Below are 25,670 nucleotides of genomic sequence, written 5' to 3' on the forward strand. Positions count from 1 at the left end.
TAGTTTCCTTCAGGGTTTCCGCGCCAGAAAGCGCAAGCGTACATAGTCGGCGGTCCATCGGCCGCTGGAATCGCGCAGGATCGGCCGCAGCAGCGCCGCCGCCTCCGCGATGATCTCCTCGGCATGCGCCGCCGGGATGAAGCCGTGGCGGAAGGTGCGGAACCAGTCCTCGACACCGCCAGGCAGCGGCGTCGGCCGGGGCACGATCTCGCATTCTTCCACGACGAAGCCGGCCGCCTCCAGCTGCGCCCGCGCCGTCTCGGCAGAGGGGTAGGTCTGCAATTCGGGCTCACGGTGACCCAGTCGCGCCATCGCCGCCGACAGCGCGGTCCGCAGCGCGGCGATGTTGCCGTGCCCGCCGCACTCGCAGGCAAAGCGACCGCCCGGCTTCAGCGCGCGAAAAGCACCGGCATAAACCGCCGGCTGATCGGGCATCCAGTGCAGCGCCGCGTTCGAGAAGACGGCGTCGAACTCCGCTTCGAAAGACAGCGCCTGCCCATCCATACGGCGCACGTCGAGGCCGCGGTCCCGCGCCGCAGCCAGCATCCCGGCATCGCTATCGACCCCAAGCACGTCGGCGCCCGTCGCGGCGATCTCGGCCGTCAGCGTGCCATTGCCGCAGCCCAGGTCCAGGATGCGCTCGCCCGCCCTGGGCGACAGCAGCGCCATGACGGGGCCGCCGAGAGCCGGCACGAATGCAGCATGTTCCGCATAGGCGGCCGGATCCCAGCCATGGCCCGACCCGCTCTGACGGTTCACGTCCATGGGGATCAAAGGTCCTTCACGAAGTCCTTGTACGCCGCCTCGTCCATCAACGCCTCGAGTTCCGCCGAATCGGACAGTGTCATCTTCAGGAACCAGCCGCCGGTTTCCGGCGCGGAATTGACGAGCGAGGGGTCCGCCTCCAGCGCGCCGTTCGCTTCGGTGACCGTACCGGCCACCGGGGCGTAAACCTCCGACGCGGCCTTCACCGATTCGACGACGGCGATCTCGTCGCCTTTCTTCACCGTCTTGCCGGCATCCGGCAGCTCGACGAAGACGACATCACCCAGCTGGTCCTGCGCATAGGCCGTGATGCCGACGATCGCGGTGTCGCCTTCGACACGGACCCATTCATGGCTTTCGGTGAAACGTACGGTCATCATTGTCCTCCTCGAAACATGTCTTTTCGGATGTGCCCTGGCTCAGCGGACGTAGCGGTGCGGAACGAAGGGCATGGGCACGACCCTGGCGGCCAGCCGCTTGCCGCGCACCTCGACCTCCAGCGCCGTGCCGTCGGCGGCGTCGGCGTCCGCGACATAGGCCATGGCGATGGGCGCGCCGACCGTCGGCGCGAACCCGCCGGAGGTGACGACACCAGTCTTCGCGTCGCCGGAGAACACGGACGCGCCCTCCCGCGCGGGCAGCTTGCCGTCCAGCTTCAGGCCGACGCGGCGGACCTTCGTACCGTTATGGATCTGCCGGCCGATGCGCTCGTCGCCCGGGAAGCCGCCCTCCATCTTGCGCCGCTTCGACACCGCAAAGGTCAGCCCCGCCTCGACCGGGGTCGACACCGGCGACAGGTCATGGCCGTACAGCGGCAGGCCCGCCTCCAGCCGCAGCGAATCGCGCGCGCCGAGCCCGATGGGCTTCACGTCCGGATCGGACAGGAGCAACCGGGCAAGCTTCTCCGCCTTTTTCACCGGCACCGAAATCTCGAATCCGTCCTCGCCGGTATAGCCGGAACGGCTCATCCAGATTTCGCTGCCCTTGATGCGAATGGGATTGCCGCGCATGAACGTCATGGTGTTCACTTCCGCGCCCAGCCGCGCGACGACATCCGCCGCCTTCGGCCCCTGCAACGCCAGCAGCGCCAGATCCTCGCGCTCGCGCACGCTGATATGGCCGGGCAGACGCCGGGTCAGGTGCGCGATATCGTTCTTCTTCGTGGCCGCGTTCACCACCAGGTAGAAATGATCGGCGCGGCGCGTCACCATCAGATCGTCGATGATGCCGCCATTGTCGTCCAGCAGCAGCGAATAGCGCAGCCGCCCTTCCTTCAGGCCGATGAAATCGCCGGGCATCAGCGCCTCCAGCGCGGCCGCGGCATCCTTCCCCGACACCTCCAGCTGGCCCATATGGCTGACATCGAACAGGCCTGCGCGGCTGCGCACCCACTCATGCTCGGCCATAATCCCTTCATATTGCAGCGGCATCATGAAGCCGGCGAACGGCACCATCTTGCCCTTCAGCTCCTTGTGAAGCGCGTGAAGCGGCAGCTCTTTTGCGTTTTTCTGTTCTGTCTCGGCCACTTGATACTCCATGACATTGGTGTCGCGAATCGCACGCGGGCGACATTGCCGCCGCTTCTGAACGATTGCTTCCCCTCTGTCATGGGACCTGAGAGTTTCACGGGAATGGCGTCGCTGCGCCGCCCCCGCTTCCCCCGTCGGTGGGCGGACAGGCCGGACACCCGCCTTGCCGCCACTTTCCAGATCGCCGCTTGCTGCACCCTGCGCGGTCCGTTTGCGCCTGAGAGATTCCGGGGAAGGCTTGCTCCTTCGGCGGCGGGCACCGTCCCTTGCCGGACCGGCGCCGCATCTCCCACGCCGGGTGCCGGGCCTGCGTGCCCCCTTGGGGTAACGCGCGCCCGCCGGCTGGCACTTAACTGGATTCGGCGGCGGCGAGAGTCAATCGCGCGCACCGTCTGCGGCCGCATCTGCGGCGGCGGGATCGGGCGCCTCATCAATCGTACCGTGCGGCATTGCCGTTTGCGCGGGCGTCGCCTATTCCGTGCAAATGTCGATAAGCACTGGCAAACTCTCGCTGAACCAGCTCTGGAAGGATGTGCAGGCGCTCGTCGCCGCGCGCGGCAGCGACCTCCTTCTGCCGGCAGCGGCCTTCATCTTTCTTCCCAATCTGGCGCAGGGGCTCTTCGTGGCGCAACCGGCCAATCCGGCGCAGCCCGATCCCGAATATTCGCTGACCGCTATCGTCGTCGGCCTGATTGGTCTGGCGGCGACGCTCAGCATCATCGCCATGGTCTTCGATCGCCGCATGGAAACCGGTGCAGCGCTTCGCCTCGCCTTTGCCCGTTACGGCCGGGCCCTGGCGGCCGCCATCATCACCGGCCTGATCGTCTTCGTCGGTCTGCTCGCGCTGATCGTGCCCGGCCTCTACCTTCTCAGCCGGCTCTGGCTCGTCATGCCGGCCGTCACGATAGGCGACGGCGACGGCGAGGGGCTGCTCGGCCCGCTGAAGGCCAGCTGGCGGGCCACGCAGGGACAGGCGCTGCGCAGCTTCGGCATCTTTCTGATCGTCGTTTTCGGCAGCCTGCTGCTGGCCGTCGTTGCCGCAGCGGCAGCGCTTCTCGATCCGCTGATCGGTTCGGGGGACATGAATGCGGGACGGCTGGGCCTGTTCGGCGCCCTTGCCGCGGCAGTCGTCTCCTCGATCATCGGCATTTATTTCGCCGTGACCCAGGCGCGCGCCTATCAGATGTTGACCGGCCGCGCCGATCCGGACGCGCCGCGCGTCTGACCGCTCGCGCCCCCTATTCCCAGGCGGCAAGCGGCGGCAGGCTCATCAGGATCGCATCGACATTGCCGCCCGTCTTCAGGCCGAACTGCGTGCCGCGGTCATAGACCAGGTTGAATTCGGCATAGAGCCCGCGATAGCGCAGCTGCGCCGCCCGGTCCTCCGCCGACCAGTCGCGCGCCATGTTGCGCCGAACCAGCGGCGGATAGGCTGCCAGGAAGGTCTCGCCCACATCCCTGGTAAAGGCGAAGTTCCCGGCCCAATCCTCCGACTGACCCGCGCCCCCCTCGCCAAGGCCCAGCCTGTCGTAGAAAATACCGCCGACGCCGCGCGCGCGCTTGCGGTGCGGGATATAAAAATATTCGTCGCACCAGGCCTTGAAGCGCTCGTAATGATCCGGGCCGTGCCGGTCGCAGCAATCCTGCCACGCCGACAGCCAGTCTGCGGTGTCCTCCGCGCGCGGCAGCGGCGGGTTCAGGTCCGCGCCGCCGCCGAACCAGTCCGTTGTCGTTGCCAGATAGCGCGTGTTCATGTGCACTGCCGGCACGTGCGGGTTCTTCATATGCGCCACCAGGCTGATGCCTGCGGCGAAGAAACGCGGATCGTCCGCTGCGCCGGGAATCGACCTGGCGAACTCCGGCTCGAACACCCCCTCAACGACGGAGATGTTGACGCCGACCTTCTCGAACAAACGCCCCTTCATCAGGCCCATCGTCCCGCCGCCGCCCGGCTCTCCCGAAGGGTCGGGGCGGTCCCAGTCGGTATAGACGAAGCGGCCCGGCGCGCCCGGGCCGTAACGCTCGTCGCCGGCGGCCTCGTCCTCCAGTCTCTCGAATTCGGCGCAAATCCGGTCGCGAAGGTCGCGGAACCAGGCGCTGGCGCGAACGCGCCGCTCGGCAAGATCGTTCATGTCGGCTCCTCTGCCAGCGCGACGTGCCGGCCTGCAAGACGTGTTTAGGGATTGGGCCGATCGGCCGTTTTGACATGCCGCAAAACGGCCACGCCGGGCAGCGGGAAGACGAGCGCGCCAATTTGACCATTGTATTTCGGCCCCTCCGGGGGCTATCAGGCCGCCGACAACTCTTGGGTTCATGGGTTCTTCATGTTCGCGGGCGGGGGTTCGCCGAACGTAGGGACCGAAGACAAAACAGGACAGGTTCATGGCAACTGCCGACGACGCCGTTAATCAGGCCGTCACTGACAAGGACGATGGCGTTCGCCGCCGCGACTTCATCTATATTGCAACGGGCGCCTTCGCCGGTGTCGGCGCCGTGGCCGCCATCTGGCCCTTCGTCGACCAGATGAACCCGTCCGCCGACGTGCTCGCGCTGGCCTCGGTCGAGGTGGACGTTGCGCCGATCGCGGTCGGACAGGGCATCAAGGTGTCCTGGCGCGGCAAGCCGGTCTTCATCCGACACCTGACAGAGCGCGAGATTGCAGAGGCGCAGGCCGTCGACGTGGCGTCGCTGCGCGATCCGGCGACGTTCGACGAGCGTACGCAGGAGGGGCATCGCCAGTACCTGATCCAGATCGGCGTCTGCACCCATCTCGGCTGCATTCCCATGGGCGTCGCGGACGGCGAGCCCAAGGGCGATTATGACGGCTATTTCTGCCCCTGCCACGGCTCGCACTACGACAGTGCCGGCCGCATCCGTAAGGGGCCGGCGCCCAAGAACCTGGTGCTGCCGGACTATGAATTCACCTCTAAGACGAACGTGAGGATCGGCTGATGTCGTTTGGCTGGGCGAAACCCTACGAACCGAAGACCGATCTCGGCCGCTGGTTCGACGAGCGGCTGCCGGTGCCGCGCATGGTCTGGAACTCTCTTGGCGGCGGCTATGAGGTTCCCAAGAACATCAACTATTTCTGGAACTTTGGTGTTCTGGCCGGGGTGGCGCTGGTCATTCAGATCGCCACCGGCGTCGTTCTCGCAATGCACTACGCGGCGAACACCGACATCGCCTTCCAGTCGGTCGAGCACATCATGCGCGACATCAATTATGGCTGGCTGCTGCGCTACATGCACGCGAACGGCGCCAGCTTCTTCTTCATCGTCGTCTACATCCACATCTGGCGCGGTCTCTGGTACGGATCCTACAAGGCACCGCGGGAACTGGTGTGGATGCTCGGCCTCGTCATCTTCCTCCTGATGATGGCGACCGCCTTCATGGGCTACGTCCTTCCCTGGGGTCAGATGAGCTTCTGGGGCGCGACGGTGATCACCAACCTGTTCTCCGCCATACCCGTGGTGGGCGACACGATCGTGACCTTCCTCCTAGGCGGCTTCGCGGTCGACAACGCCACGCTGAACCGCTTCTTCTCCCTGCACTTCCTGCTGCCGTTCGTCATCGCCGGCGTCGTCATGCTGAAGATCTGGGCGCTGCACATTCCGGGGTCCAACAACCCCACCGGCGTCGAGGTGAAGGGGCCGGCGGACACGGTGCCGTTCCACCCCTATTTCACGGCGAAGGACGGCTTCGGCCTCGGCATCTACCTGATCGTCTTCTCGATCTTCCTGTTCTTCCTGCCGAACTATCTCGGCCACCCGGACAATTACATCGAGGCGAATGCGCTCTCGACGCCGGCGCACATCGTTCCCGAATGGTATTTCTGGCCGTTCTACGCGATCCTGCGCGCCTTCACGGTGGACTTCATCCTGCCGGCGAAGCTGTGGGGTGTGCTGGCCATGTTCTCGGCCATCATCCTCCTCTTCTTCCTGCCCTGGCTCGACAAGTCGGCGGTGAAGTCGATGAAGTACCGGCCGCAGATGAAGCTGTGGATGTACGTGCTCCTCGTCGATCTCGCGATCCTCAGCTATTGCGGCGGTGCGCCGGCGGAGGAGCCGTTCGTGCGCATCTCGCAGATCGCGGCGATCTACTATTTCGCGCATTTCCTCATCATCCTCCCCATCGTGTCGGCGCGCGAAACGCCGCTGCCGCTGCCCAACTCGATTGCCGAGGCGGTGCTGAAGGGTAAGGAATCGACCGGGGCGCCTGCGGGCGCGCCTGACACCGGCGCCGCGGCGCAGCCGGCAGAATAAGGGATTAAGGACGACCCATGGTTCGACTGATTGGCTTTGCTGCCGGCATCGTGTTCGTGTTCGTGCTCGCGCTTGCCGCCCTGGCACCGCGCGAGGCGTCGGTGCCCGACCCCACCGAGGAATTCCATGAGCATCCGGAGGATATCCACTGGTCCTGGGAAGGGCCGATGGGCCTCGGCGTGTTCGGCGGCTTCGACAAGGCGCAGCTGCAGCGCGGCTTCAAGGTCTACCGGGAGGTTTGCTCCTCCTGCCACAGCCTGAAGCGCGTCGCCTTCCGCAACCTTGAGGATCTCGGCTTCAACGAGGCAGAGGTGAAGGTGATCGCGGAGGAATGGCCTATCGAGGTTCCTGCCGTGAACCCGGACACGGGCGAGGCGACGACGCAGCCGGCGACGGCATCCGACCGCTTCCCGCTCGTCTATCCGAACGAAGTGGCCGCGCGCGCTGCGAACAACAATGCCGCGCCACCGGACATGTCGCTCCTCGCCAAATCGCGTGAGGGCGGTGCGGACTATATCCATGCACTGATCACGGGCTACGAGCCGGTTCCCGCCGAATTCCCGCAGGACCGCGTGCAGGAGTCGCTGCACTACAATCCGCAGTTCCATTCCCTGTGGATCGCCATGCCGCCGCAGCTGTCCGACGGCCTCGTCACCTATGACGACGGCACGGAAGCCACGGTGGACCAGATGGGCCGCGACGTCGCCGCGTTCCTCTACTGGGCTGCGGAACCGAAGCTGGAGCAGCGCAAGGCCATGGGCCTCGGCGTGATCATCTTCCTGATCGGCTTCAGCGTCTTCGCCTATCTGGCCTACCGCAAGGTCTGGGCCGACGTGAAATCCGCGAACGTTGGCGGACCGGGCACCCGGTCGCAGGTCGACGACAAGGGGCTGCATGCCCGCGGGCCCGGCGAACGGGGCTGACGAGAACGAAAAGGGCCGGCCCTTCGCCGGCCCTTTTTTTTATCCGCGGGCTGGCGGGGCCGGCTATACCCGCCCGGGGGGCGCACGGTTCCGAAGCTGAGAAGGGAAACACGCCATGCGCCTCGGCATCATCGGCGGCAGCGGTCTCTATGACCTCGACGATCTGGACAGCGCCGAATGGCGGCGGATCACGACCAGCTTCGGCGACCCATCCGACGACCTTCTGTTCGCGAACGCATTCGGCGCGGAGTTCGTGTTCCTGCCCCGCCACGGGCGCGGTCACCGTCTGTTGCCGCACGAGATCAACTACCGCGCGAACATCGCCGCGCTGAAGATCGCCGGTTGCACCGACATCCTCTCCGTGTCCGCCTGCGGCTCCTTTCAGGAGACGCTGGCTCCCGGTGATTTCCTGCTCGTCGACCAGTATGTCGATCGGACGCGCGGCCGCGAACGGACATTCTTCGGCGGCGGCATTGCCGGCCATGTCTCGCTCGCCGATCCCAATTGCGGCCGTCTGCGCGACGAGGTTGCGGACGCCGCGCGCCGAACCGGCATCCCCGTCCAGAACGGCGGCACCTATCTGGCCATGGAGGGTCCCGGCTTCTCCACACGCGCCGAATCGCGCCTCTACCGCCAGGCGGGTCTCGACGTCGTCGGCATGACGGCCATGCCGGAGGCCGCGCTCGCGCGGGAGGCGGAGCTTTGCTACGCCACGCTGGCCATGGTCACGGACTGGGATAGCTGGCGCGATGCGGAGCGCGGCGCGGCGGTCTCCGACATCCTCGCCGTCATGCATGAGAATGTGACGCGCGCGCGCCGGATCGTCCGCGCGCTGATCGCTGCCCTTCCCGGCAGCCGGCCGACCTGTTCGGCAGGCTGCGACCGCGCGCTGGAGCACGCGATCGTGACCCCGCCGGACCTGTGGCCGGAAATGACGCGGACGGCACTGCGCGACGTCGCCGGGCGGGTCATCGGATGACGACCGAGCATCTGAAATCCCTGATCCGCACCATCCCGGATTTCCCGCGGGAGGGGATCCGGTTTCGCGACGTTTCGACCCTGATGGTCGACCCTGACGGCTTTACCGAAGCGGTGGAGCGCATGGCTTCGATCGCGCCGCAGGACATCGATCTCGTCGCGGGGATCGAGGCGCGCGGTTTCCTCTTTGCCGGCGCGGTCGCCACGAAACTGTCCGCCGGCGTCCTGATGGTCAGGAAGGGCGGCAAGCTGCCCGGCGACGTGCATGGCCGCGACTATGCCCTGGAATATGGCGACGACCGGCTGGAGGTGCAGGTCGGAAATGTCCCGCGCGGGGCGCGCATCCTCCTTGTCGACGATCTGATCGCCACCGGCGGCACCGCGCTGGCCGCCTGCGAGCTGATGGAGGATGCCGGCGCCGAGGTGGCCGGCGCCGTTTTCCTGATCGATTTGCCGGACCTTGGCGGCGCCCAGCGTCTGCGCGACAGCGGCCTCGACACCCACGCGCTCATCAGCTTCGAGGGGGAATAGGGTGGCAAGCGGACGCTGCCCCCGTCATTCCTTCGGACGCGTCGCCATCAGACCGATTGAGTTCATCCGCAGCACCGGCTCGTCATGCTGGTTGAACACCGTCAGTTCCGAATGGATCGAGCCCATTTCCGGGCGCGAGCGGGAGGGACGGACCTCCTTCAGTTCGCTTTCGCAGCGCAGCGTGTCGCCGGGATAGACCGGCTTCAGCCAGCGCAGGCCGTCGAGACCGGGTGACCCGAGACCGGCATGGTTCTCGCCGGTCAGATTCTCCACCAGCATACGCATCGTCATGGCGCAGGTATGCCATCCCGATGCGCTCAATCGTCCGAAATGCGTTTTCGCCGCCGCCTCGTCGTCCAGGTGAAAGGGTTGCGGATCATATTTGGCGGCGAAGTCGACGACCTCCTCGCGCGTCACCTCATACCGGCCGAACGCGGCTTTCGTCCCGACCACCATGTCTTCCAGATATTTCATGATGCGCGCATTCCTTTCACCGCGAGAAGGCTGGACAGTTCCGGCCCTCGGGCTATGCCCGTGCCGCCAGGCTCGCAACTGTCGAACTGGCAAGTGTCACATCCCGGGGGGAGCCGTATCATTCCGACCATCATCCGCCGCCGTTCGCGCGCGGCCCTTCTTGCCGCCGTCATATCCCTGCCGCTCGCCGCCCAGGCCGCTCCGACGGACGACCGGATCGCCCGCATCGCCGACGAGGGGTACGCGCATTCGAAGGTCATGATGACCGCGCATGAACTGATGGACGGGATCGGCGGCCGCCTGACCAACTCGCCGGGTCTGCACCGGGCGCAGGACTGGGCGGAGGCAAAATTTCGCAACTGGGGCCTGTCCAACATCCACCGGGAGGAATTCCTGTTCGGACCGGGCTGGGAAATCCGCTCCTCCTACGCCCGCATGATCGAGCCGCGTCCCATCGAAATGACAGCCATTCCGGTCGCCTGGACGCCCGCGACGGAGGGCGCCATCCGCGCGCCCATCGTCGTCGCGCCCATGTCGAAGCCTGAACATTTCGCGGAGTGGCGCGGCAAGCTGTCGGGCAAGATCGTTCTTGTCGACCTGCCGGGTACGGGCGACGAACCGAACCGCGCGCCCTTCCGCCGCCTGGATTCGAACGCCATCGCAGAGCGCGACACGTACGAGCAACCCGACTACGATCCCGACGCGGGCGAGGAGCGCATGGAGCGGAATGCCGACCGCGAGGAGCTTCTGCGCCTGAGCGCTGCGGACGGCGCGCTCGCCATCGCCAGGAAATCCTACCGCGACGGCAAGCTGCTGCACGGATCGGGCTATACGCATTGGCCGGACAAAGCCGCGCCGCTGCCGATCGTGGAAATCGCGGCGGAGGATTATCGCCGCCTCACCCGCCTCGCAAAGACCGGGCCCGCCCCCGTCATCGAGATCAACAACGATGTTCGCTTCGTGAACGACGACGTCATGGCGGAAAATCTGTTCGCGGAGATTCCGGGCAGCGATCCCGATGCCGGCTATGTCATGGCGGGCGCGCATTTCGACAGCTGGATCGCCGGCGACGGCGCGGTCGACAATGGCGCGGGCTCGGTCGCGGTGATGGAGGCCGCGCGCATCCTGAAATCGCTCGGCATCCGGCCAAAACGCACCATCCGCTTCGCGCTGTGGTCGGGCGAGGAGCAGGGCCTGCACGGCTCGCTCGCCTATGTGCGCCGCCACCTCGCCGACAAGCCGGCGCTGGACGATCCGCAGGCGGACCACGACACCTGGACGACGCGCTGGCCACTGACGAAGAAGCCCGGCTATGACGATCTGAAGGCTTATTTCAACATCGACAACGGCTCCGGAAAGCTGCGCGGCATCCATGCGGAGGGCAATCTGGGCGCCATTCCGATCCTGAAGGACTGGACCGCCCCCTTCGCCTCCATGGGCATCGAACGCGTGGTCGCCGGCGACACCAGCGGCACCGACCATGTCTACATGCAGGCCGTCGGCATCCCGGCATATCAGTTTGTGCAGGATCCGCTCGATTACGGCTCACGCCTGCACCACACCAGCATCGACACGCTCGATCATATGAAGGCGGACGACATGCGGCAGATGTCCGTCGTGCTGGCCGGCATGCTGTGGCAGGCGGCGAACGACGAGCGCGAACTACCGAAGCCCCCCTTCCCCACCGAACCGTCCCCCCGCGACCCCTTCGCCTATGACGACCCCGACGAGGGGTAAGCCGCAGGACGCCTCAGGGGGGTAAGGGGCAGGACACCCGAGCAGCGGGGGAGGCGACGCAAAGGTTGAGGGCCGGCAGGCTGGCGATCCGGCGCCACGGAGGAGCTGCCGCACCGCTGCCTTCGTTTCTTCACTCGTCGCCCCTGCGCAGGCAGGGGCCCAGGGCAGTGAAAATACGGCTCGAAGTCTGGTCAAAGGCAGGCGATATGGGCCCCTGCCTGCGCAGGGGCGACGGTTTTTCTACCGACGGAAAAAGCCCGCAAGCCAAGCGCGGCTCTTTTGCCTCGCCTTGCCCCAGACGTTGAAGCGGAAGTGGAGGACATCGCCATCCTTCACCAGATACTCCTTACCCTCAGCGCAGGCGGCGCCGGGGATGGAGGCGGCCTGCAGGTTGGCGTCCGGCGCCACTGATAGACTGCCGAACCGCTCCATCCCCCCTCTTCACTCGTCGCCCCTGCGTAGGCAGGGGCCCAGGGCCGTGAAAGCGCGGCCCGACCTCCGGTTAAGGGCGAGGCGGTATGGGCCCCTGCCTTCGCAGGGGCGACGGTTTCTCTATAGAGGACTGGCCCTCACCCCAAGGCCGCCCTTTTCGCCCCGCCTCAAACGTTGAAGCGGAAGTGGAGGACGTCGCCGTCCTTCACCAGATACTCCTTGCCCTCCAGGCGCAGCTTGCCGGCCTCCTTGGCGCCGCCCTCGCCGCCGCAGGACACGAAATCGTCGAAGGCGATGGTTTCCGCGCGGATGAAGCCCTTTTCGAAGTCCGTGTGGATCTCGCCCGCTGCGTTCGGCGCGGTGGCGCCCTTGTGCGTGGTCCAGGCGCGCGATTCCTTCGGCCCGGCGGTGAAGAAGGTGATGAGGTCGAGGAGGCCGTAGCCCGCCTGAATGATCCGCGCCAGGCCGGTTTCGCCAAGGCCCAGCTCGTTCAGGAACTCGCCGCGCTCGGCCGGATCCATCTGGCTGATCTCGGCCTCGATGGCCGCCGAGATCACGACTGCCGCCGCGCCCTCCGCGTCCGCCTTCGCCTTTACCGCCTCGCTGTGCGCATTGCCGCTCGCCGCCTCGTCCTCGCCGACATTGCAGACATAAAGGACGGGCTTCGCGGTCAGCAGCTGCGCCTGCCGCAGCACGCGCGCCTCCTCCGCATCCTTCGGCTGGGTCAGCCGCGCCGGCTTGCCGTCGCGCAGCAGCCCCAGCGCCTGGCCCAGCACGCTGGCCTGGATCTTCGCCTCCTTGTCGCCCTGCGCCGCCTTCTTCTCCGCCGTCGGCACGCGCCGCTCCAGCGATTCGACGTCGGCCAGCATCAGCTCGGTCTCCACGACCTCCGCGTCCGCCACCGGGTCGACGCGCCCCTCCACATGGGTGATGTCGTCATCCTCGAAACAGCGCAGCACGTGGACGATGGCATCGACCTCGCGGATGTTCGCCAGGAACTGGTTGCCCAGCCCCTCACCGGCCGACGCGCCCTTCACGAGGCCGGCAATGTCGACGAAGGCCAGCTGCGTCGGAATGATCTTTGCGGATTTCGCGATGGCCGCGATCGTGTCGAGGCGCGGGTCCGGCACGGCGACATTGCCGATGTTCGGCTCGATCGTGCAAAAGGGGAAATTGGCGGCCTGCGCGGCGGCCGTCTCGGTCAGCGCATTGAAAAGCGTCGACTTGCCGACGTTCGGCAGGCCGACGATGCCGCATTTGAAACCCATGATCGTTCCTTGAAACTGGTGAGGCGTTGGGGCCGCCCGGCGCCGGGCGGACTGTCGAGGACGGCAGATACGCAATCGGGCGCTGCTTCGCTAGGGGAAGGCGCGCCTCTCGACACCCGCGCACCCGCTTCGTAAGCCCGGACGCACGAAAAGGGGTTTCAGGGGGACTTTCATGCGTTCGATGTTGCTTGCCGCCGCCGCGGCGTTCGCTCTGGCGTCCGGCAGCGCGCCGGCTCTCGCCGACATGAGGCCGGCGGCCGAAGTCCTGAAAGGAACGAGCGAGCAGGACGGGCTGCTTCCAGTCCATGTTTCGCCCTCGGACGGCCGCATCCTCGTCGAACTGCCGAAGGCGGGGGCGGACGGCCTGATGGCCAGCCTCATCCACATTGCGACCGTCGAGACCGGCCTCGGCTCCGCCCCCATCGGCATCGACAGGGCGCTGAACGGCGGCGCGCAGATCGTCAACTTCCGGCGCATCGGCGGCAAGGTGGTCGCCGAGATCGAAAACAACCGCTTTCGCGCCACGGGCGCCCCCCAGGCCGAACAGGATTCGGTCGCCAGCAGCTTTGCCGGCTCCACCATCTGGACTGGCGACATCGCAGCGGAAACAGCATCCGGCGGCGTCATCGTCGACCTGTCGAGCTTCCTCACCCGCGATGCGCTGGGCCTCGCCGGCGCCATGAAAAACGAGGGCGGCTATCGCCTCTCCTCCGACCTCTCCGTCGCCGACAGCAATTTCGTGAAGGTATTCCCGAAGAACATCGAGCTGCGTGGCCGTCTGACCTTCACCAGCGACGATCCCGGCGTGGAAATCCGCAACATCGCGCCCGATCCCGGCCACGTCACCATCAACGTGCGCCATTCCTTTCTGGCCCTGCCTGAACCCGGCTACACGCCGCGCCGCTACGATCCACGCGCCGGCAGCTTCGGCACGCAGGTGGTGGATTTCGGCGCACCGCTCGGCCAGCCGGTCGTCTACGAACTGGCAAATCGCTTCCGGCTGGAAAAAACGGACCCCGCCGCCGACCGCTCGCCAGTCAAAAACCCCATCACATTCTACATCGACGATGCCGCGCCGGAGCCTGTGCGGCAGGCCCTCTATGACGGCGTCAGCTGGTGGACGGACGCCTTCGACGCCGCCGGGCTGGTCGATGCCTTCCGCGTCGAAATCCTGCCGGCGGACGCCGACCCGCTCGACGCGCGCTACAACACGGTGAACTGGGTGAACCGGGCGACGCGCGGCTGGTCCTACGGTCAGGCGGCGACCGACCCGCGCACCGGCGAAATCATCAGCGCCGCCGTCCTCCTCGGTTCGCTGCGCGTGCGACAGGACCTCCTGATCTTCGAGGCGCTGGTCGGCGCCAACCTGACGGGCACCGGCGATCCCAACGATCCCATCACAGCCGCGCTCGCCCGCATTCGCCAGCTCGGCGCGCACGAGGTCGGGCATGCCATCGGTCTTGCGCATAATTTCGCCGGCAGCATGGGCGGCCGACAATCGGTGATGGATTATCCCGCCCCCAGGATCAGCCTGACGGACGGCCGCCCCGACATCACCGATGCCTATGGTGTCGGCGTCGGTGCATGGGACAGGTTCGCCATCGACTGGCTCTACGGCGCGGATACGGAGGCGGAGGCCGCCGAAACCATGCAGGCCCGCCTCGCGGGCGACCTGCGTTTCGTCAGCGATGCCGATTCGCGCGGCAATGCGGCGGCGCAGCCGCTCGGTAGCCTGTGGGACGACGGGGCCGACCCGGTCGCCGAACTCGACCGCATGATGACTGTGCGCCGCGCCGCGCTGGACCGGTTCGGCCCCGGCGCCATCGCCGCCGGCCAGCCCGTGTCGCAGCTTCGCCGCGCCTTCGTACCCATCTGGCTGCTTCACCGTTATCAGGTGGAGGCCGCGGTAAAGCTGCTCGGCGGCGTCGACTATTCCTATGCGCTGAACGGCGACGGGATGGAGGCGGCGACGCCCGTTCCCGCATCGGCGCAGCGGGCCGCGCTCGACGCGCTTCTCGGCACGCTTTCGAACGAGGCGCTCACCGTGCCGGCGGGGGCGCTGCCCTATCTTTCGGCCGGCTATCCGGGTTCGAACGACCGGCAGACGGCGATCGAGATCATGCCGACGCTGGGCGGCGCGGTCTTCGACCCGCTGGCGGCGGCGGAGATCGGCGCGCTGGTGGCGCTGGAGCCGATGTTCGACCCCGCCCGCCTGGCCCGGCTCGACCTGCAACACGGCGCGGAGGGCCGCGTACCGAGCGCGCTTGAAACAGTGGACGCGGTCCTCGCCAGCACCTTCGCTTTTCCCGGACGGGACGAGGCCGCTGAGGCGCGTCAGCGCCGTATCGCCACGGTGTCGGCGCTCGCACTGGCCCGCACCGCGCTCGGCGACGCCGCCTCTCCCGCCCTCGCCGCGATGTTGCAGGACCGGCTGGCGACGCTCGCGGACGAACTGTCAGCCGCGCGGGGCGACAGCGAGCAGGCGCGCTGGTCGCGCGGCTTCGCAGACCTGCTGCGCGACCGCGACCGCCTCATGGCAGCCACGAAGGACCGCGAGGCGCTGCCTGAGATCCCGCCCGGCATGCCCATCGGCTCGGAATGAGAGGGCGGCGCAAATCCTTGGACAGGGATGTCCTGGCGCCGCCTGCCTTTCAGGCTGCGAGCGCGGTCGAAAGCAAAAGCGACAAGCAGAGCGCAAGACCCAGATGGAAGCCGTGTATCGCCGCTCGGCGGCGCCAGGACCAGTCGGCAAACTTCAAATTCAGAGCCTCCCCGACAAGGATGCCGAACGCCACGAGCACGAACCAGGGCGTGAAGATGAAGGCCGGTTCGCTGCGCAAGGCCATAATAACGCTATCGTGAATCAAGCCGCTGACAGCGAAAGTTAGAACGACCGCAAGCCACGGGGGCATGAAACCGATTAGCGGTCGAAAGACGAAGCGCGACAGGCCGTAGCTCCAGATCGGATTCCAGTGCCGCCAGAACCCGGCCAGCGTGCTTGCACCGAACGCACGGTGCAGCATGTTTCGCAGCGACCCCTTCGCACCGGCCGGCAGACCGTTTCTCCGGCGGACATACTGCCAGAGACCGATTCCGGGCGCAGGCTCTCCGGCATCCCGAAGATTCATATGTCTCGTGCCCCCACGCTTTCTCGCTCGCCCCCCCTTAAAGACCGCCCCCTCGCCCGAAGATACTCTGGCCACAATAAAAAAGGGGCGCACGCCGGAAGCGAACGCCCCTCTTCTATTTACTGAACGCGGTCAGGCCGTACGGCGACGGGCCGCTGCTCCGAGGCCGAGGAGACCGAGGCCGAGCAGGCCCAGCGCGCCGGGTTCCGGCACCGAAGCATCCTGCAGGTTCGTGAACGTCACCTCGACGGCCGCGCCGAGGTCGCTAAAGCCGCAGGAGAAGAAGACGCACGCGCCTTCACCGAAAACCGCGTCTTCCACCTGAATGCCGAGCATGCCGTCGTTCAGCGCGCCGTAGGACATGCTGAATGCGCCATTGTTCGCCCATTCCAGAACGCCGCCGGTCACGCCGAACAGAACATTCCCGAGGAGGATCTGCCCGCTCGTCTCACCGCCGGTTCCCGCACCGCTATTCGGCAGCGGCTGCGAGAAGGTCAGCCCCAGCGTGATCGGCTGCGGCGTGGTATCATCGCTGTTGAACGCATCTTCCGGCGTCGAAATGCCGAACAATGTGTAGGTGACGGACTGCCCCTCATCGAGGTCGAACGTCGTGGGTACGGAGAGAAGATCGTCAATATCGATCTCGAGCCCATTGTTGGACGGAGACCCGTAGGCATCGAGCGTGTAGCTGCTCAGCGTGAAGGTCGTCGCCGCAGCCGGCGCCGCGATCATCGCCGCGCCCATGATGGTCGGTATCAGGATTTTCATGTCATATCCCCAATTTGTGTTTTGTTTCCCGCTCTGGGATCAAACAAGAAGCAAGGGGCATGCCAGTTGACATCCAGCGGCGGAATCTCCGCCGTTACAGGGACGAACCAAAATGGAGGCAATGGAGACGTGTAAAGCTGACCGACTAATGCGGATTAACGTTTCATAAGAATTGATCCGGGCGAGAATCGCCTGCACCTCGCAGCGTTTCGCCGAGACGTTTCGGCCTAGCGGTGCATTCTCATGGCGACATCGCTGAGAAAGCGTGGATCATCATCCTTGGCGAGTTGGCCGACTTCCGCCCCCACTGCCCCCAGCAGGTCCGCCAGGTCGTCCATTTCCGCCTTTGCAAAATTGCCGAGGACGTGCGGCGTCACCCGGTCGCGGTGCCCCGGATGGCCAATGCCCAGGCGCACGCGGCGGAAATCCTCGCCGATGTGCGCGATGGTGCTGCGAATGCCGTTATGGCCCGCCGCGCCGCCGCCGCGCTTCACCTTCACCTTGAAGGGGGCGAGATCCAGCTCGTCGTAGAACACCGTCACGTCCGCCGGGGTCAGCCTATAGAAACGCATCGCCTCGCCGATCGCGCGGCCGCTTTCGTTCATGAAGGTCTGCGGTTTGAGGAGGATCACCCGCTCGCCGGCAATGTCGCCGGCGGACAGCTCGCTCTGGAACTTCTTGGTCCAGGGGCCGAAGCGGTGGATTTCGTGCACCGCATCGATCGCCATGAAGCCGATATTGTGACGGTGCAGGCGGTATTTGTCGCCTGGATTGCCGAGGCCGGCGAAGATCAGCATCGCACGCTCCTGCGGGGCCTTGTCGGTGAAGGCCGAAAAGATGGAGGGACCGCCCGGGCGGCAGCGCCGGGGCGGCCCCGTCCTTCGCGAGCTTACTCGCCCTTGCCCTCTTCGCCGTCACCTTCCTGCCCGGTGGTCGGCACCTCGTCGGCGGCGGGCGCTTCGCCCTCGGCCTCGCCCTCTTCCGAGCGCAGCGCGGACGGCGCGACGATGGTCGCGACGGTGAAGTCGTGATCGCCCCAGTCGACCTCGACGCCTTCCGGCAGCTCGACCTGGCTGATGTGGATCGAGTCGCCGATCTCCAGCCCCTTCAGCGACACCGTCAGTTCCGACGGGATCAGCGACGGACGGCAGTGCACCTCGACCTCGTGGCGAACGATGTTCAGAACGCCGCCACGCGTCAGGCCGGGGCTGTCATCCTCGCCCTCGAAATTCATCGGCACGTTCACGGCGATCTTCTGACCCTTGGCAAGGCGCATGAAATCGACATGCATCGGACGGTCGGTGACCGGGTGAAGCTGCACGTCCTTCGGCAGGGTGCGGTGCTCTTCGCCGCCCTCGACCTCAACCATCACCACGCTGGACAGGAAGTGGCCGGTGTTCAGCAGCTTGCGGAGGACCTTCTCCTCGACATGAATGCTGATCGGCTCCTTCTTGTCGCCATAGATCACGGCCGGCACACGGCCCTCGTTACGCATCGCGCGGGAGGCTCCCTTGCCCGCCTTTTCGCGCAGCTGCGCCGCGATTGTCATCGCATCGCTCATAATTCATCTCCAATAGCAAAAGCCCCGCTCTGACAGCGCCCTCCAGGGATGTGCGCCGCCGCGGGGATGGGCGTCTGATACGCGCGCGGGGGTGAAAGTTCAATGGTTTCGTGAATCGAAAGGCAAAGGCCGCGCCGCCTGGCATTGCACCGCACTCCAGCGCCGCTAGTTTCGCTGCCAAGTCCTTGGGGGAGTTCCTATCTTGAAATCCGTTTTGCCCGCCCTCGCGGCGGCGCTCGCCATCCTTGCCACGCCCGCCGCCCGTGCGGAGACGCTGCTGGCCGTGTTCGCGCATCCCGACGACGAGCTGACCGTCGCGCCGCTCCTAGCGAAATACGCGCGGGAGGGGCATGCCGTTCACATCGCCTATGCCACCAGCGGCGACCGCGGACCGGGTGTCAGCGGCATGCAGCCCGGTGCGCAGCTTGGCGCCGTCAGAGAGAATGAGGCGCGCTGCGCGGCGAAGGCGCTCGACCTCGACACCATCAACTTCGCCGGCTTCGGCGACGGCACGCTTGGCGCGGCGACCGACCCGCCCGGCGCGCCGCTGTCCCAGCTCGCGGTAAAGGTCGGCCAGCTGATCAACGCCATTCGCCCGGACACCATCCTGACATGGGGGCCCGACGGCGGTTACGGTCACCCCGACCACCGGCTGGTCAGCGCGGTCGTGACGCAGGCGATTCAGGCCAGCGGCCCGGCCGCGCCGCGCCTCGTCTATCCCGGCATCGCGGCCGTCGACCCCGCCGCCTTGCCGCCACAATTCGCGAACTGGGCAACGACCCATCCGGGCCGGCTGAACATCAGCGTCGCCTATACGGACGCCGACCTCGCCGCCGCCGCGTCCGCCTTCCAGTGCCACGAGACGCAGTTCCCGGCCGATTACCGCCAGGGCGCGCCCGCCCTTCTGCACCGGTCGGTGTGGCGGGGCCGCATTTCCCTGCGCGACGCCTTTCCCCGCCCCGCCTCGGCGAGCCTATTCGAAGGAAAGTAGGTCCGCGCGCGCTTGAATGCGGGCGGGGCGGTGGGTATGCCCGGCGCACCCGCCTCCACTCCAGCAGAAGCAGCCCTCCGCCCCGTGGCCCTATCCTTTCAAGACATCATCCTGACCCTGCAGCGCTACTGGTCGGAGCGCGGCTGCGTCATCCTTCAGCCCTATGACAAGGAAATGGGCGCCGGCACCTTTCACCCGGCGACGACGCTGCGCGCGCTGGGGCCGGAAGGCTGGAACGCGGCCTATGTGCAGCCCTGCCGCCGCCCGACAGACGGCCGCTACGGCAAGAATCCGAACCGGCTGCAACATTATTACCAGTTCCAGGTCATCATGAAGCCCTCTCCGCCCGACCTGCAGGACCTCTATCTCGGCAGCCTGCAGGCCATCGGTCTCGACATGACGGCGCATGATTTCCGCTTCGTGGAGGACGATTGGGAAAGCCCGACGCTCGGCGCCTGGGGCCTTGGGTGGGAGGTCTGGTGCGACGGCATGGAGGTGACGCAGTTCACCTATTTCCAGCAGGTCGGCGGCTATGACTGCAAGCCCGTCGCGGGCGAGCTGACCTACGGCCTCGAACGCCTCGCCATGTACATTCAGGGCGTGGAGAGCGTCTACGACCTGGCCTATAACGATGCCGGCACCAGCTATGGCGACGTGTTCCTGGCAAACGAACAGCAGCAGTCGGCCTATAATTTCGAGCAGGCGACCACGGACAAGCTGTTTGCCGAATTCCGCGCCGCGCAGGACGAATGCGCGAAGCTGCTGGAGGCGCAGCTTCCGCTGCCGGCCTATGACCAGACCATCGCGGCCAGCCATCTGTTCAATCTGCTCGACGCGCGCGGCGTCATCTCCGTGGCGGAGCGGCAGGCCTATATCGGCCGCATCCGCGATCTCGCGAAGGGCAGCTGCGAGGCGTACATGAAAAAGAACGAGGCCCGCTGGAGCCGCGAGTTTCCGGAGTGGGCGGCATGAGCGACTTTCTTCTCGAACTCCTGTCCGAGGAAATTCCCGCGCGTATGCAGAAGAAGGCGTGCGCCGATCTCGAACGCCTGTTCACGGAGCAGCTCGCCGCCGCCGGCGTGCGGGCCGACACGTTCGAAACGCACGCGACGCCCCGCCGCCTCGCCCTCATCGCGCGCGGCCTGCCGCAGCGGACGGAGGCTGCGCGGGAGGAGCGCCGCGGCCCGCGCACCGATGCGCCCGATAAGGCGGTCGAGGGCTTCCTGCGGGGCGCCGGCCTCAGCCGCGACCAGCTTGAGACGCGCGAGGAGAAGAAGGGCAGCTTCTACTACGCCGTCATCGAAACGCCCGGCCGCGCCATGGCGGACATATTGGCGGAGGCGGTCCCCGCCATCGTCCGGTCCTTTCCCTGGCCGAAATCCATGCGCTGGGGCGAGGCGAGCCGCACGGGCGGCGCGCTGCGCTGGGTGCGCCCGCTACAGGGCATCGTCGCGCTGCTGAACGGCGACATCGTCCCCTGCGCCGTCGGCGACATCGAATCGGGCCGCGTGACGCGCGGCCACCGCTTCCTGTCGGAGGGGCCGATCGAGATCGAGGACGCGGACAGCTATGAGGACCGCCTGCGCGCCGCCCGTGTCATCTTACGCACGGAGGAGCGGGAGGCCGCCATCTTCGCCGGCGCGACGGAGGCGTGCGCCGAGGCCGGGCTGACCCTGATCGAGGACGATGCGCTGCTGTCCGAAAACGCCGGCCTGACCGAATGGCCGGTGCCGCTCCTCGGCCGTTTCGACGCGGATTTCCTCGCCGTCCCGCCGGAAGTCATCCAGCTCGCCATGAAGACGCACCAGAAATATTTCTCGGTCGCGGACGAAACCGGCACGCTGACGAACGCCTTCGTCTGCACGGCGAATATCGAGGCGAAGGCGAGCGGCCGCCACATCGCCGCCGGCAATGAAAAGGTCCTCGCCGCCCGCCTCGCCGACGCCCGCTTCTTCTGGGAACAGGATCTGAAGCTGGGGCTGGAGGCCATGGCCCCGAAGCTGTCCGACATCGTCTTCCACGAAAAACTCGGCACCACCGCCGACAAGGTCGCCCGCGTCGCGAAACTGGCCCGCTGGCTAGTGGAAGAAGGTATCGTCCGCTCCACTCCCGTCACCCCGGCGAAGGCCGGGGTCCAGATCGAAGGACGCAGCGCCGTACCAGATGATCTGGATCCCGGCCTTCGCCGGGATGACGAGGGAGACAGAGCCAGCCTCGCAGATCAGGCCGAACGCGCCGCGAAACTGTCGAAGGCCGACCTCGTCTCCGGCATGGTCGGCGAATTCCCCGAACTGCAAGGCATCATGGGCGGCTATTATGCCGAGGCCGCCGGCGAAGACCCCGAAATCGCCGCCGCCATCCGCGACCACTACAAACCCGTCGGCCAGAACGATGATGCCCCGACCGCGCCAGTGACAGTCGCGGTGTCGCTGGCGGACAAGCTGGATGTTTTGGTGAGGTTTTTTGAGATTGGAGAGCGGCCTACGGGTTCCCGCGATCCGTTTGCGTTGCGAAGAACCGGACTATCAATAATTAAGCTGATAGTGCAAAACTCCCTAAGAGAGCATTTGGATGTTCTCTTTTTTTCGGCCGCTGAGAATAGAACCTTAGTTCAACACTTAATGAAAGGTGACGGCGGTTTTTACGACTTCTTTGCCGACCGCCTGAAAGTGCAGCAGCGCGAGGCGGGGGTTCGGCACGATCTGATCGACGCGGTGTTCGCGCTGGGCGGAGAGGACGACATTGTCCGGCTGCTCGCGCGCGTGAAGGCGCTGCAGGGCTTCATGGAGGCGGAGGCGGGCGCCGCGCTGCTGACCGGCTACCGCCGCGCCGCGAACATCCTGAAGGCGGAGGACAAGAAGGGCGCGCTGCCCGCCAATGTCCGCGCACTCATGACCGCCGCGACTGCCGCCTCTGCACCCTCTCCCGTCACCCCTGCGAAGGCAGGGGTCCAGGGCGAAAGACCCGAGGGTGGGACAGATGATCTGGATCCCGGCCTTCGCCGGGATGACGATGTGGGAGAAGCGAAGGCCGCCTCCTTCCCCTACACCCCCGAACCGGCCGAGGCGGCGCTGTCGGCGGCGCTGAACGCCGCCGTGCCCGCCGCTCGCACGGCCGTTGCCGAGGAACGCTTCGCGGACGCGATGACCGCGCTTTCGGAACTTCGCGCGCCGGTCGACCGATTCTTCGACGACGTAACGGTGAACGACGAGGATGAGGTCAAGCGCGCGCACCGGCTGGCGCTGCTCGCAAGACTGACGGCCGCCGCGCACGCGGTCGCCGATTTCTCACAGATCGAAGGTTGAGGACAACAGGCCGCGTTCCGAAACGAGAATGCTGCCACCGGGGAGGGTTGGTGCCGCCAGAGGCGCCGAAACCCTGTGGAATGCGAAAGGGCATGGATCAGATGACGACCAAATGGGTCTACAAGTTCGGGGGCGGCGACGCCGACGGCGGTACGGGCGACAAGAACCTTCTCGGCGGCAAGGGCGCGAACCTCGCGGAAATGGCCGGCATCGGCCTGCCCGTCCCGCCCGGTTTCACCATCACCACCGAAATGTGCACGCGCTTCTACGAGCTGGGCGAGGATTTCCCGGACGACCTCGATGCGCAGGTCCAGGCGGGCATGCAGCATATCGAGAAGATCACCGGCCGCCGCTTCGGCGACACTGCCGCGCCGCTTCTCGTCTCCGTGCGTTCCGGCGCGCGCGCGTCCATGCCGGGCATGATGGACACGGTCCTGAACCTCGGCCTCAATGACGACACGGTAGCCGGCCTCGCCGCCGAATCGGGCGACGAACGCTTCGCGTGGGACAGCTATCGCCGCTTCATCCAGATGTATTCCGACGTCGTCCTCGGCCTCGACCATTATCTGTTCGAGGACGCAATGGAGATCGCCAAGGAGGACAAGGGCGTCTATCTCGACACCGAGCTTGAGGCGGACGACCTGAAGGCCCTCGTCGCCGTCTACAAGGAGAAGGTGGAGGAGGAGCTTGGCCGCCCCTTCCCCCAGGACCCGAAGGACCAGCTGTGGGGCGGCATCCGCGCCGTCTTTTCCAGCTGGAACACGGAGCGCGCGAAGGTCTATCGCCGCCTCAACAACATTCCGCACGACTGGGGCACGGCCGTCAACGTGCAGGCCATGGTGTTCGGCAATATGGGGGACACCTCCGCCACCGGCGTCGCCTTCACCCGCGACCCCTCGACGGGCGAGAACCGCTATTACGGCGAATTCCTGATCAACGCGCAGGGCGAGGATGTCGTCGCCGGCATCCGCACGCCGCAATATCTGACCAAGGCGGGGAAGGACGCCGCCGGCGCCGACAAGCCCGCCATGGAGGAGGCGATGCCGGAGGTCTATGCGCAGCTTGCGGATACCTTCGCGCTCCTCGAAAAACATTACCGCGACATGCAGGATATCGAGTTCACCGTGCAGGAGGGGACGCTGTGGCTGCTGCAGACCCGCAACGGCAAGCGCACGGCCCCGGCCGCGCTGAAGATTGCCGTCGACATGGCGGCGGAGGGCCTGATTACGGAGGAGGAGGCGGTGTGCCGCGTCGACCCGCAGGCGCTCGATCAGCTTCTGCACCCGACGCTCGATCCCGATGCGAAGCGTGACGTGATCGCCACCGGCCTGCCCGCCTCCCCCGGCGCAGCTTCCGGCATCATCGCCTTCACCGCGGACGAGGCCGAGCGCCGCGCCAGCCTGGGAGAGGACGTGCTGCTCGTGCGCGTCGAAACCAGCCCCGAGGATATTCACGGTATGCACGCGGCAAAGGGCATCCTGACCGCGCGCGGCGGCATGACCAGCCACGCCGCCGTCGTCGCGCGCGGTATGGGCCGCCCCTGCGTTTCCGGCGCGGGCAGCCTGTCCATCGACCGGCAGACGAAGGAAATGACCGTCGGCGGCCGCACCTTCAAGGAGGGTGACAGGCTGACCATCGACGGCGGCACCGGAGAGGTGATGGCCGGAGAGGTCGCGACCGTTCAGCCGGTCCTCGCCGGCGATTTCGGCACGCTGATGGACTGGGCCGACAAGAAGCGCCGCATGAGGGTCCGCACCAACGCCGAAACGCCCGCCGAATGCCACACCGCGCGGGAATTCGGGGCGGAGGGCATCGGCCTCTGCCGGACCGAGCACATGTTCTTCGAGGCGGACCGCATCACCGCCGTGCGGGAAATGATCCTGTCGGAGGACGAGAGCGACCGGCGCAAGGCGCTCGCAAAGCTGCTGCCCTCGCAGCGCAGCGATTTCGAGGAGATCTTCCGCGTCATGGCGGGCCTGCCCGTCACGGTGCGTCTGCTCGATCCGCCGCTGCACGAGTTCATGCCGCAAAGCGATGCGGATTTCGACGAGGTGGCGCGCGCCTCCGGCTTCTCCGTCGAACGGCTGAAACGCCGCGCCAGCGAGCTTCACGAATTCAACCCGATGCTCGGCCATCGCGGATGCCGCCTCGGCATCACCTACCCCGAAATCTACGAGATGCAGGCCCGCGCCATCTTCGAGGCGGCGCTGACCGTCGCGGAGGAGAATGACGGGGACGGCGACACGGTGCTGCCGGAAATCATGGTGCCGCTGGTCATGACCGCGGGCGAACTCTCCACCATCCGCGCGCTTGTCGAGCGAACGGCGGACGCGGTGTTTCAGGAACGCGGCCGCCGTATCGCCTATCTGGTCGGCACGATGATCGAACTTCCGCGCGCGGCGCTCAAAGCGCACGAGATCGCCGCCCATGCGGAGTTCTTCTCCTTTGGCACCAACGACCTGACGCAGACGACACTGGGCATCAGCCGCGATGATGCCGGCCGCTTCCTGGGCGATTATGTCGACAAGGGGCTGCTGGCCCGCGACCCGTTCGTTTCCATTGACGAGGGCGGCGTCGGCGAACTCGTGGCGCTGGCCGCCGAACGCGGCCGCTCGACGGCGCCGGAGATCAAGCTGGGCATTTGCGGCGAGCATGGCGGCGACCCCGATTCGGTCGCGTTCTGCGAGAAAACCGGCCTCGCCTATGTCAGTTGCTCGCCATATCGCGTGCCGATCGCACGACTTGCCGCCGCACAGGCCGCGCTAAGATCCTCTGATTAATCGTATAAATAAGAGTTTGCAAAACATGCAACGAACCCCCGTTTCTTCGCAATTGCAACATTGCGGGTTCGGACGCATGTTCGGGAGGCCTTAACGGCAATCCTCCCCAAGGATTTCAGACTGGGTCGGCTCTTCGGAGCCGGCCCATTTTTTTCTGTCCGATGCGAATCGGCGCGGCAATCTCGCTGCACCTGCGAAATATGATGGGATGGACGCCTACGTCCCGCACGCGCGTCTC

The 25,670-nt window shown here is 66.4% G+C and carries 23 protein-coding genes and 2 riboswitches; of the genes, 12 read left to right on the forward strand and 11 right to left on the reverse strand.

Translation table 11 applies throughout. The features are described from left to right. Positions 1-9 precede the first annotated feature (9 nt). From C725_RS03065 to gcvT, 3 genes are read right to left on the reverse strand one after another with little or no spacing between them, the layout of a single operon-like run. Positions 10-765, reverse strand: coding sequence for a class I SAM-dependent methyltransferase (locus C725_RS03065; RefSeq protein ID WP_008600086.1), 756 nt, complete (start codon positions 763-765; stop codon positions 10-12). Between the two features lie 5 nt (positions 766-770). Then, entirely contained in the window at positions 771-1,142 is a 372-nt protein-coding gene (gcvH, locus tag C725_RS03070) for a glycine cleavage system protein GcvH (protein ID WP_038281556.1), read from the reverse strand. A 42-nt stretch (positions 1,143-1,184) separates the two neighbouring features. Next, positions 1,185-2,303 carry a glycine cleavage system aminomethyltransferase GcvT gene (gene gcvT, locus C725_RS03075; RefSeq protein ID WP_038281397.1) on the reverse strand — a complete coding sequence of 373 codons (1,119 nt, stop codon included), beginning with the start codon at positions 2,301-2,303 and terminating at the stop codon, positions 1,185-1,187. 54 nt (positions 2,304-2,357) lie between these two features. Next, positions 2,358-2,484: riboswitch (glycine riboswitch) on the reverse strand. A gap of 3 nt (positions 2,485-2,487) precedes the next feature. Continuing rightward, a riboswitch (glycine riboswitch) is annotated at positions 2,488-2,596 on the reverse strand. A gap of 182 nt (positions 2,597-2,778) precedes the next feature. Here gcvT and C725_RS03080 point away from each other — a divergent pair. Beyond that, positions 2,779-3,519, forward strand: coding sequence for a hypothetical protein (locus tag C725_RS03080; RefSeq protein ID WP_008600090.1), 741 nt, complete (start codon positions 2,779-2,781; stop codon positions 3,517-3,519). Between the two features lie 13 nt (positions 3,520-3,532). Here C725_RS03080 and hemF read toward each other — a convergent pair whose 3' ends face one another. Continuing rightward, on the reverse strand, positions 3,533-4,426 hold the full coding sequence (gene hemF / locus C725_RS03085) for an oxygen-dependent coproporphyrinogen oxidase (RefSeq protein ID WP_008600091.1): 894 nt from the start codon (positions 4,424-4,426) through the stop codon (positions 3,533-3,535). Between the two features lie 250 nt (positions 4,427-4,676). Here hemF and petA point away from each other — a divergent pair, with 250 nt between their 5' ends. The 5 genes from petA (at position 4,677) to C725_RS03110 (ending at position 8,988) form a co-directional block, all read left to right on the forward strand. Continuing rightward, positions 4,677-5,246 carry a ubiquinol-cytochrome c reductase iron-sulfur subunit gene (gene petA / locus C725_RS03090; RefSeq protein WP_008600092.1) on the forward strand — a complete coding sequence of 190 codons (570 nt, stop codon included), beginning with the start codon at positions 4,677-4,679 and terminating at the stop codon, positions 5,244-5,246. Further along, a complete protein-coding gene (locus tag C725_RS03095; RefSeq protein WP_008600093.1) occupies positions 5,246-6,556 on the forward strand; it encodes a cytochrome b in 1,311 nt (436 codons plus the stop codon). Before petA ends, C725_RS03095 begins: the two co-directional genes overlap by 1 nt. A gap of 17 nt (positions 6,557-6,573) precedes the next feature. Then, positions 6,574-7,479, forward strand: a complete 906-nt coding sequence (locus C725_RS03100; protein ID WP_008600094.1) for a cytochrome c1 — start codon at positions 6,574-6,576, stop codon at positions 7,477-7,479. 115 nt (positions 7,480-7,594) lie between these two features. Next, complete coding sequence (mtnP, locus tag C725_RS03105) at positions 7,595-8,458, forward strand: S-methyl-5'-thioadenosine phosphorylase (RefSeq protein ID WP_008600095.1); 864 nt, start codon at positions 7,595-7,597, stop codon at positions 8,456-8,458. Continuing rightward, a complete protein-coding gene (locus C725_RS03110) occupies positions 8,455-8,988 on the forward strand; it encodes an adenine phosphoribosyltransferase (protein WP_008600096.1) in 534 nt (177 codons plus the stop codon). The genes mtnP and C725_RS03110 overlap by 4 nt, the downstream gene beginning before the upstream one ends. 24 nt (positions 8,989-9,012) lie before the next feature. Here the strand turns inward: C725_RS03110 and C725_RS03115 are convergent, their stop codons facing one another. After that, on the reverse strand, positions 9,013-9,462 hold the full coding sequence (locus tag C725_RS03115) for a MaoC family dehydratase (protein ID WP_008600097.1): 450 nt from the start codon (positions 9,460-9,462) through the stop codon (positions 9,013-9,015). Positions 9,463-9,516: 54 nt separating this feature from the next. Between C725_RS03115 and C725_RS03120 the strand changes: the two genes are divergently transcribed. After that, positions 9,517-11,199: a M20/M25/M40 family metallo-hydrolase gene (locus tag C725_RS03120; RefSeq protein WP_008600098.1), complete on the forward strand. Its 1,683-nt coding sequence runs from the start codon at positions 9,517-9,519 to the stop codon at positions 11,197-11,199. 240 nt (positions 11,200-11,439) lie between these two features. Here the strand turns inward: C725_RS03120 and C725_RS03125 are convergent, their stop codons facing one another. Continuing rightward, on the reverse strand, positions 11,440-11,631 hold the full coding sequence (locus C725_RS03125) for a DUF933 domain-containing protein (RefSeq protein WP_008600099.1): 192 nt from the start codon (positions 11,629-11,631) through the stop codon (positions 11,440-11,442). A 167-nt stretch (positions 11,632-11,798) separates the two neighbouring features. Next, entirely contained in the window at positions 11,799-12,899 is a 1,101-nt protein-coding gene (gene ychF / locus C725_RS03130) for a redox-regulated ATPase YchF (protein ID WP_008600101.1), read from the reverse strand. Positions 12,900-13,071: 172 nt separating this feature from the next. Here ychF and C725_RS03135 point away from each other — a divergent pair, with 172 nt between their 5' ends. After that, on the forward strand, positions 13,072-15,501 hold the full coding sequence (locus tag C725_RS03135) for a zinc-dependent metalloprotease (protein ID WP_008600103.1): 2,430 nt from the start codon (positions 13,072-13,074) through the stop codon (positions 15,499-15,501). A 49-nt stretch (positions 15,502-15,550) separates the two neighbouring features. On the opposite strand, the gene C725_RS03140 is transcribed toward C725_RS03135, so the two are convergent. From C725_RS03140 to C725_RS03155, 4 genes are all read right to left on the reverse strand, one after another. Further along, positions 15,551-16,027: a membrane-bound O-acyltransferase family protein gene (locus C725_RS03140; RefSeq protein WP_008600104.1), complete on the reverse strand. Its 477-nt coding sequence runs from the start codon at positions 16,025-16,027 to the stop codon at positions 15,551-15,553. 132 nt (positions 16,028-16,159) lie between these two features. After that, complete coding sequence (locus C725_RS03145; RefSeq protein WP_008600105.1) at positions 16,160-16,795, reverse strand: PEP-CTERM sorting domain-containing protein; 636 nt, start codon at positions 16,793-16,795, stop codon at positions 16,160-16,162. Between the two features lie 227 nt (positions 16,796-17,022). Beyond that, positions 17,023-17,592, reverse strand: a complete 570-nt coding sequence (gene pth, locus C725_RS03150) for an aminoacyl-tRNA hydrolase (RefSeq protein ID WP_008600106.1) — start codon at positions 17,590-17,592, stop codon at positions 17,023-17,025. Between the two features lie 92 nt (positions 17,593-17,684). Further along, positions 17,685-18,356 carry a 50S ribosomal protein L25/general stress protein Ctc gene (locus C725_RS03155; protein WP_008600107.1) on the reverse strand — a complete coding sequence of 224 codons (672 nt, stop codon included), beginning with the start codon at positions 18,354-18,356 and terminating at the stop codon, positions 17,685-17,687. Between the two features lie 202 nt (positions 18,357-18,558). On the opposite strand from C725_RS03155, the gene C725_RS15180 reads away from it, so the two are divergent. The 4 genes from C725_RS15180 to ppdK all read left to right on the forward strand — a co-directional run bounded on the left by C725_RS15180 (position 18,559) and on the right by ppdK (position 25,432). Next, positions 18,559-19,347, forward strand: coding sequence for a PIG-L family deacetylase (locus tag C725_RS15180; RefSeq protein ID WP_008600108.1), 789 nt, complete (start codon positions 18,559-18,561; stop codon positions 19,345-19,347). Between the two features lie 36 nt (positions 19,348-19,383). Continuing rightward, positions 19,384-20,319 (forward strand): glycine--tRNA ligase subunit alpha, encoded by a 936-nt coding sequence (locus C725_RS03165; RefSeq protein WP_184460215.1) that lies wholly within the window; start codon positions 19,384-19,386, stop codon positions 20,317-20,319. Then, positions 20,316-22,652 (forward strand): glycine--tRNA ligase subunit beta, encoded by a 2,337-nt coding sequence (gene glyS / locus C725_RS03170; RefSeq protein ID WP_038281568.1) that lies wholly within the window; start codon positions 20,316-20,318, stop codon positions 22,650-22,652. Before C725_RS03165 ends, glyS begins: the two co-directional genes overlap by 4 nt. Positions 22,653-22,744: 92 nt before the next feature. Then, entirely contained in the window at positions 22,745-25,432 is a 2,688-nt protein-coding gene (gene ppdK / locus C725_RS03175; protein ID WP_243442685.1) for a pyruvate, phosphate dikinase, read from the forward strand. Positions 25,433-25,670: the final 238 nt, after the last annotated feature.

The organism is Pacificimonas flava, assembly GCF_000342165.1.
GTDB lineage: Bacteria > Pseudomonadota > Alphaproteobacteria > Sphingomonadales > Sphingomonadaceae > Pacificimonas > Pacificimonas flava.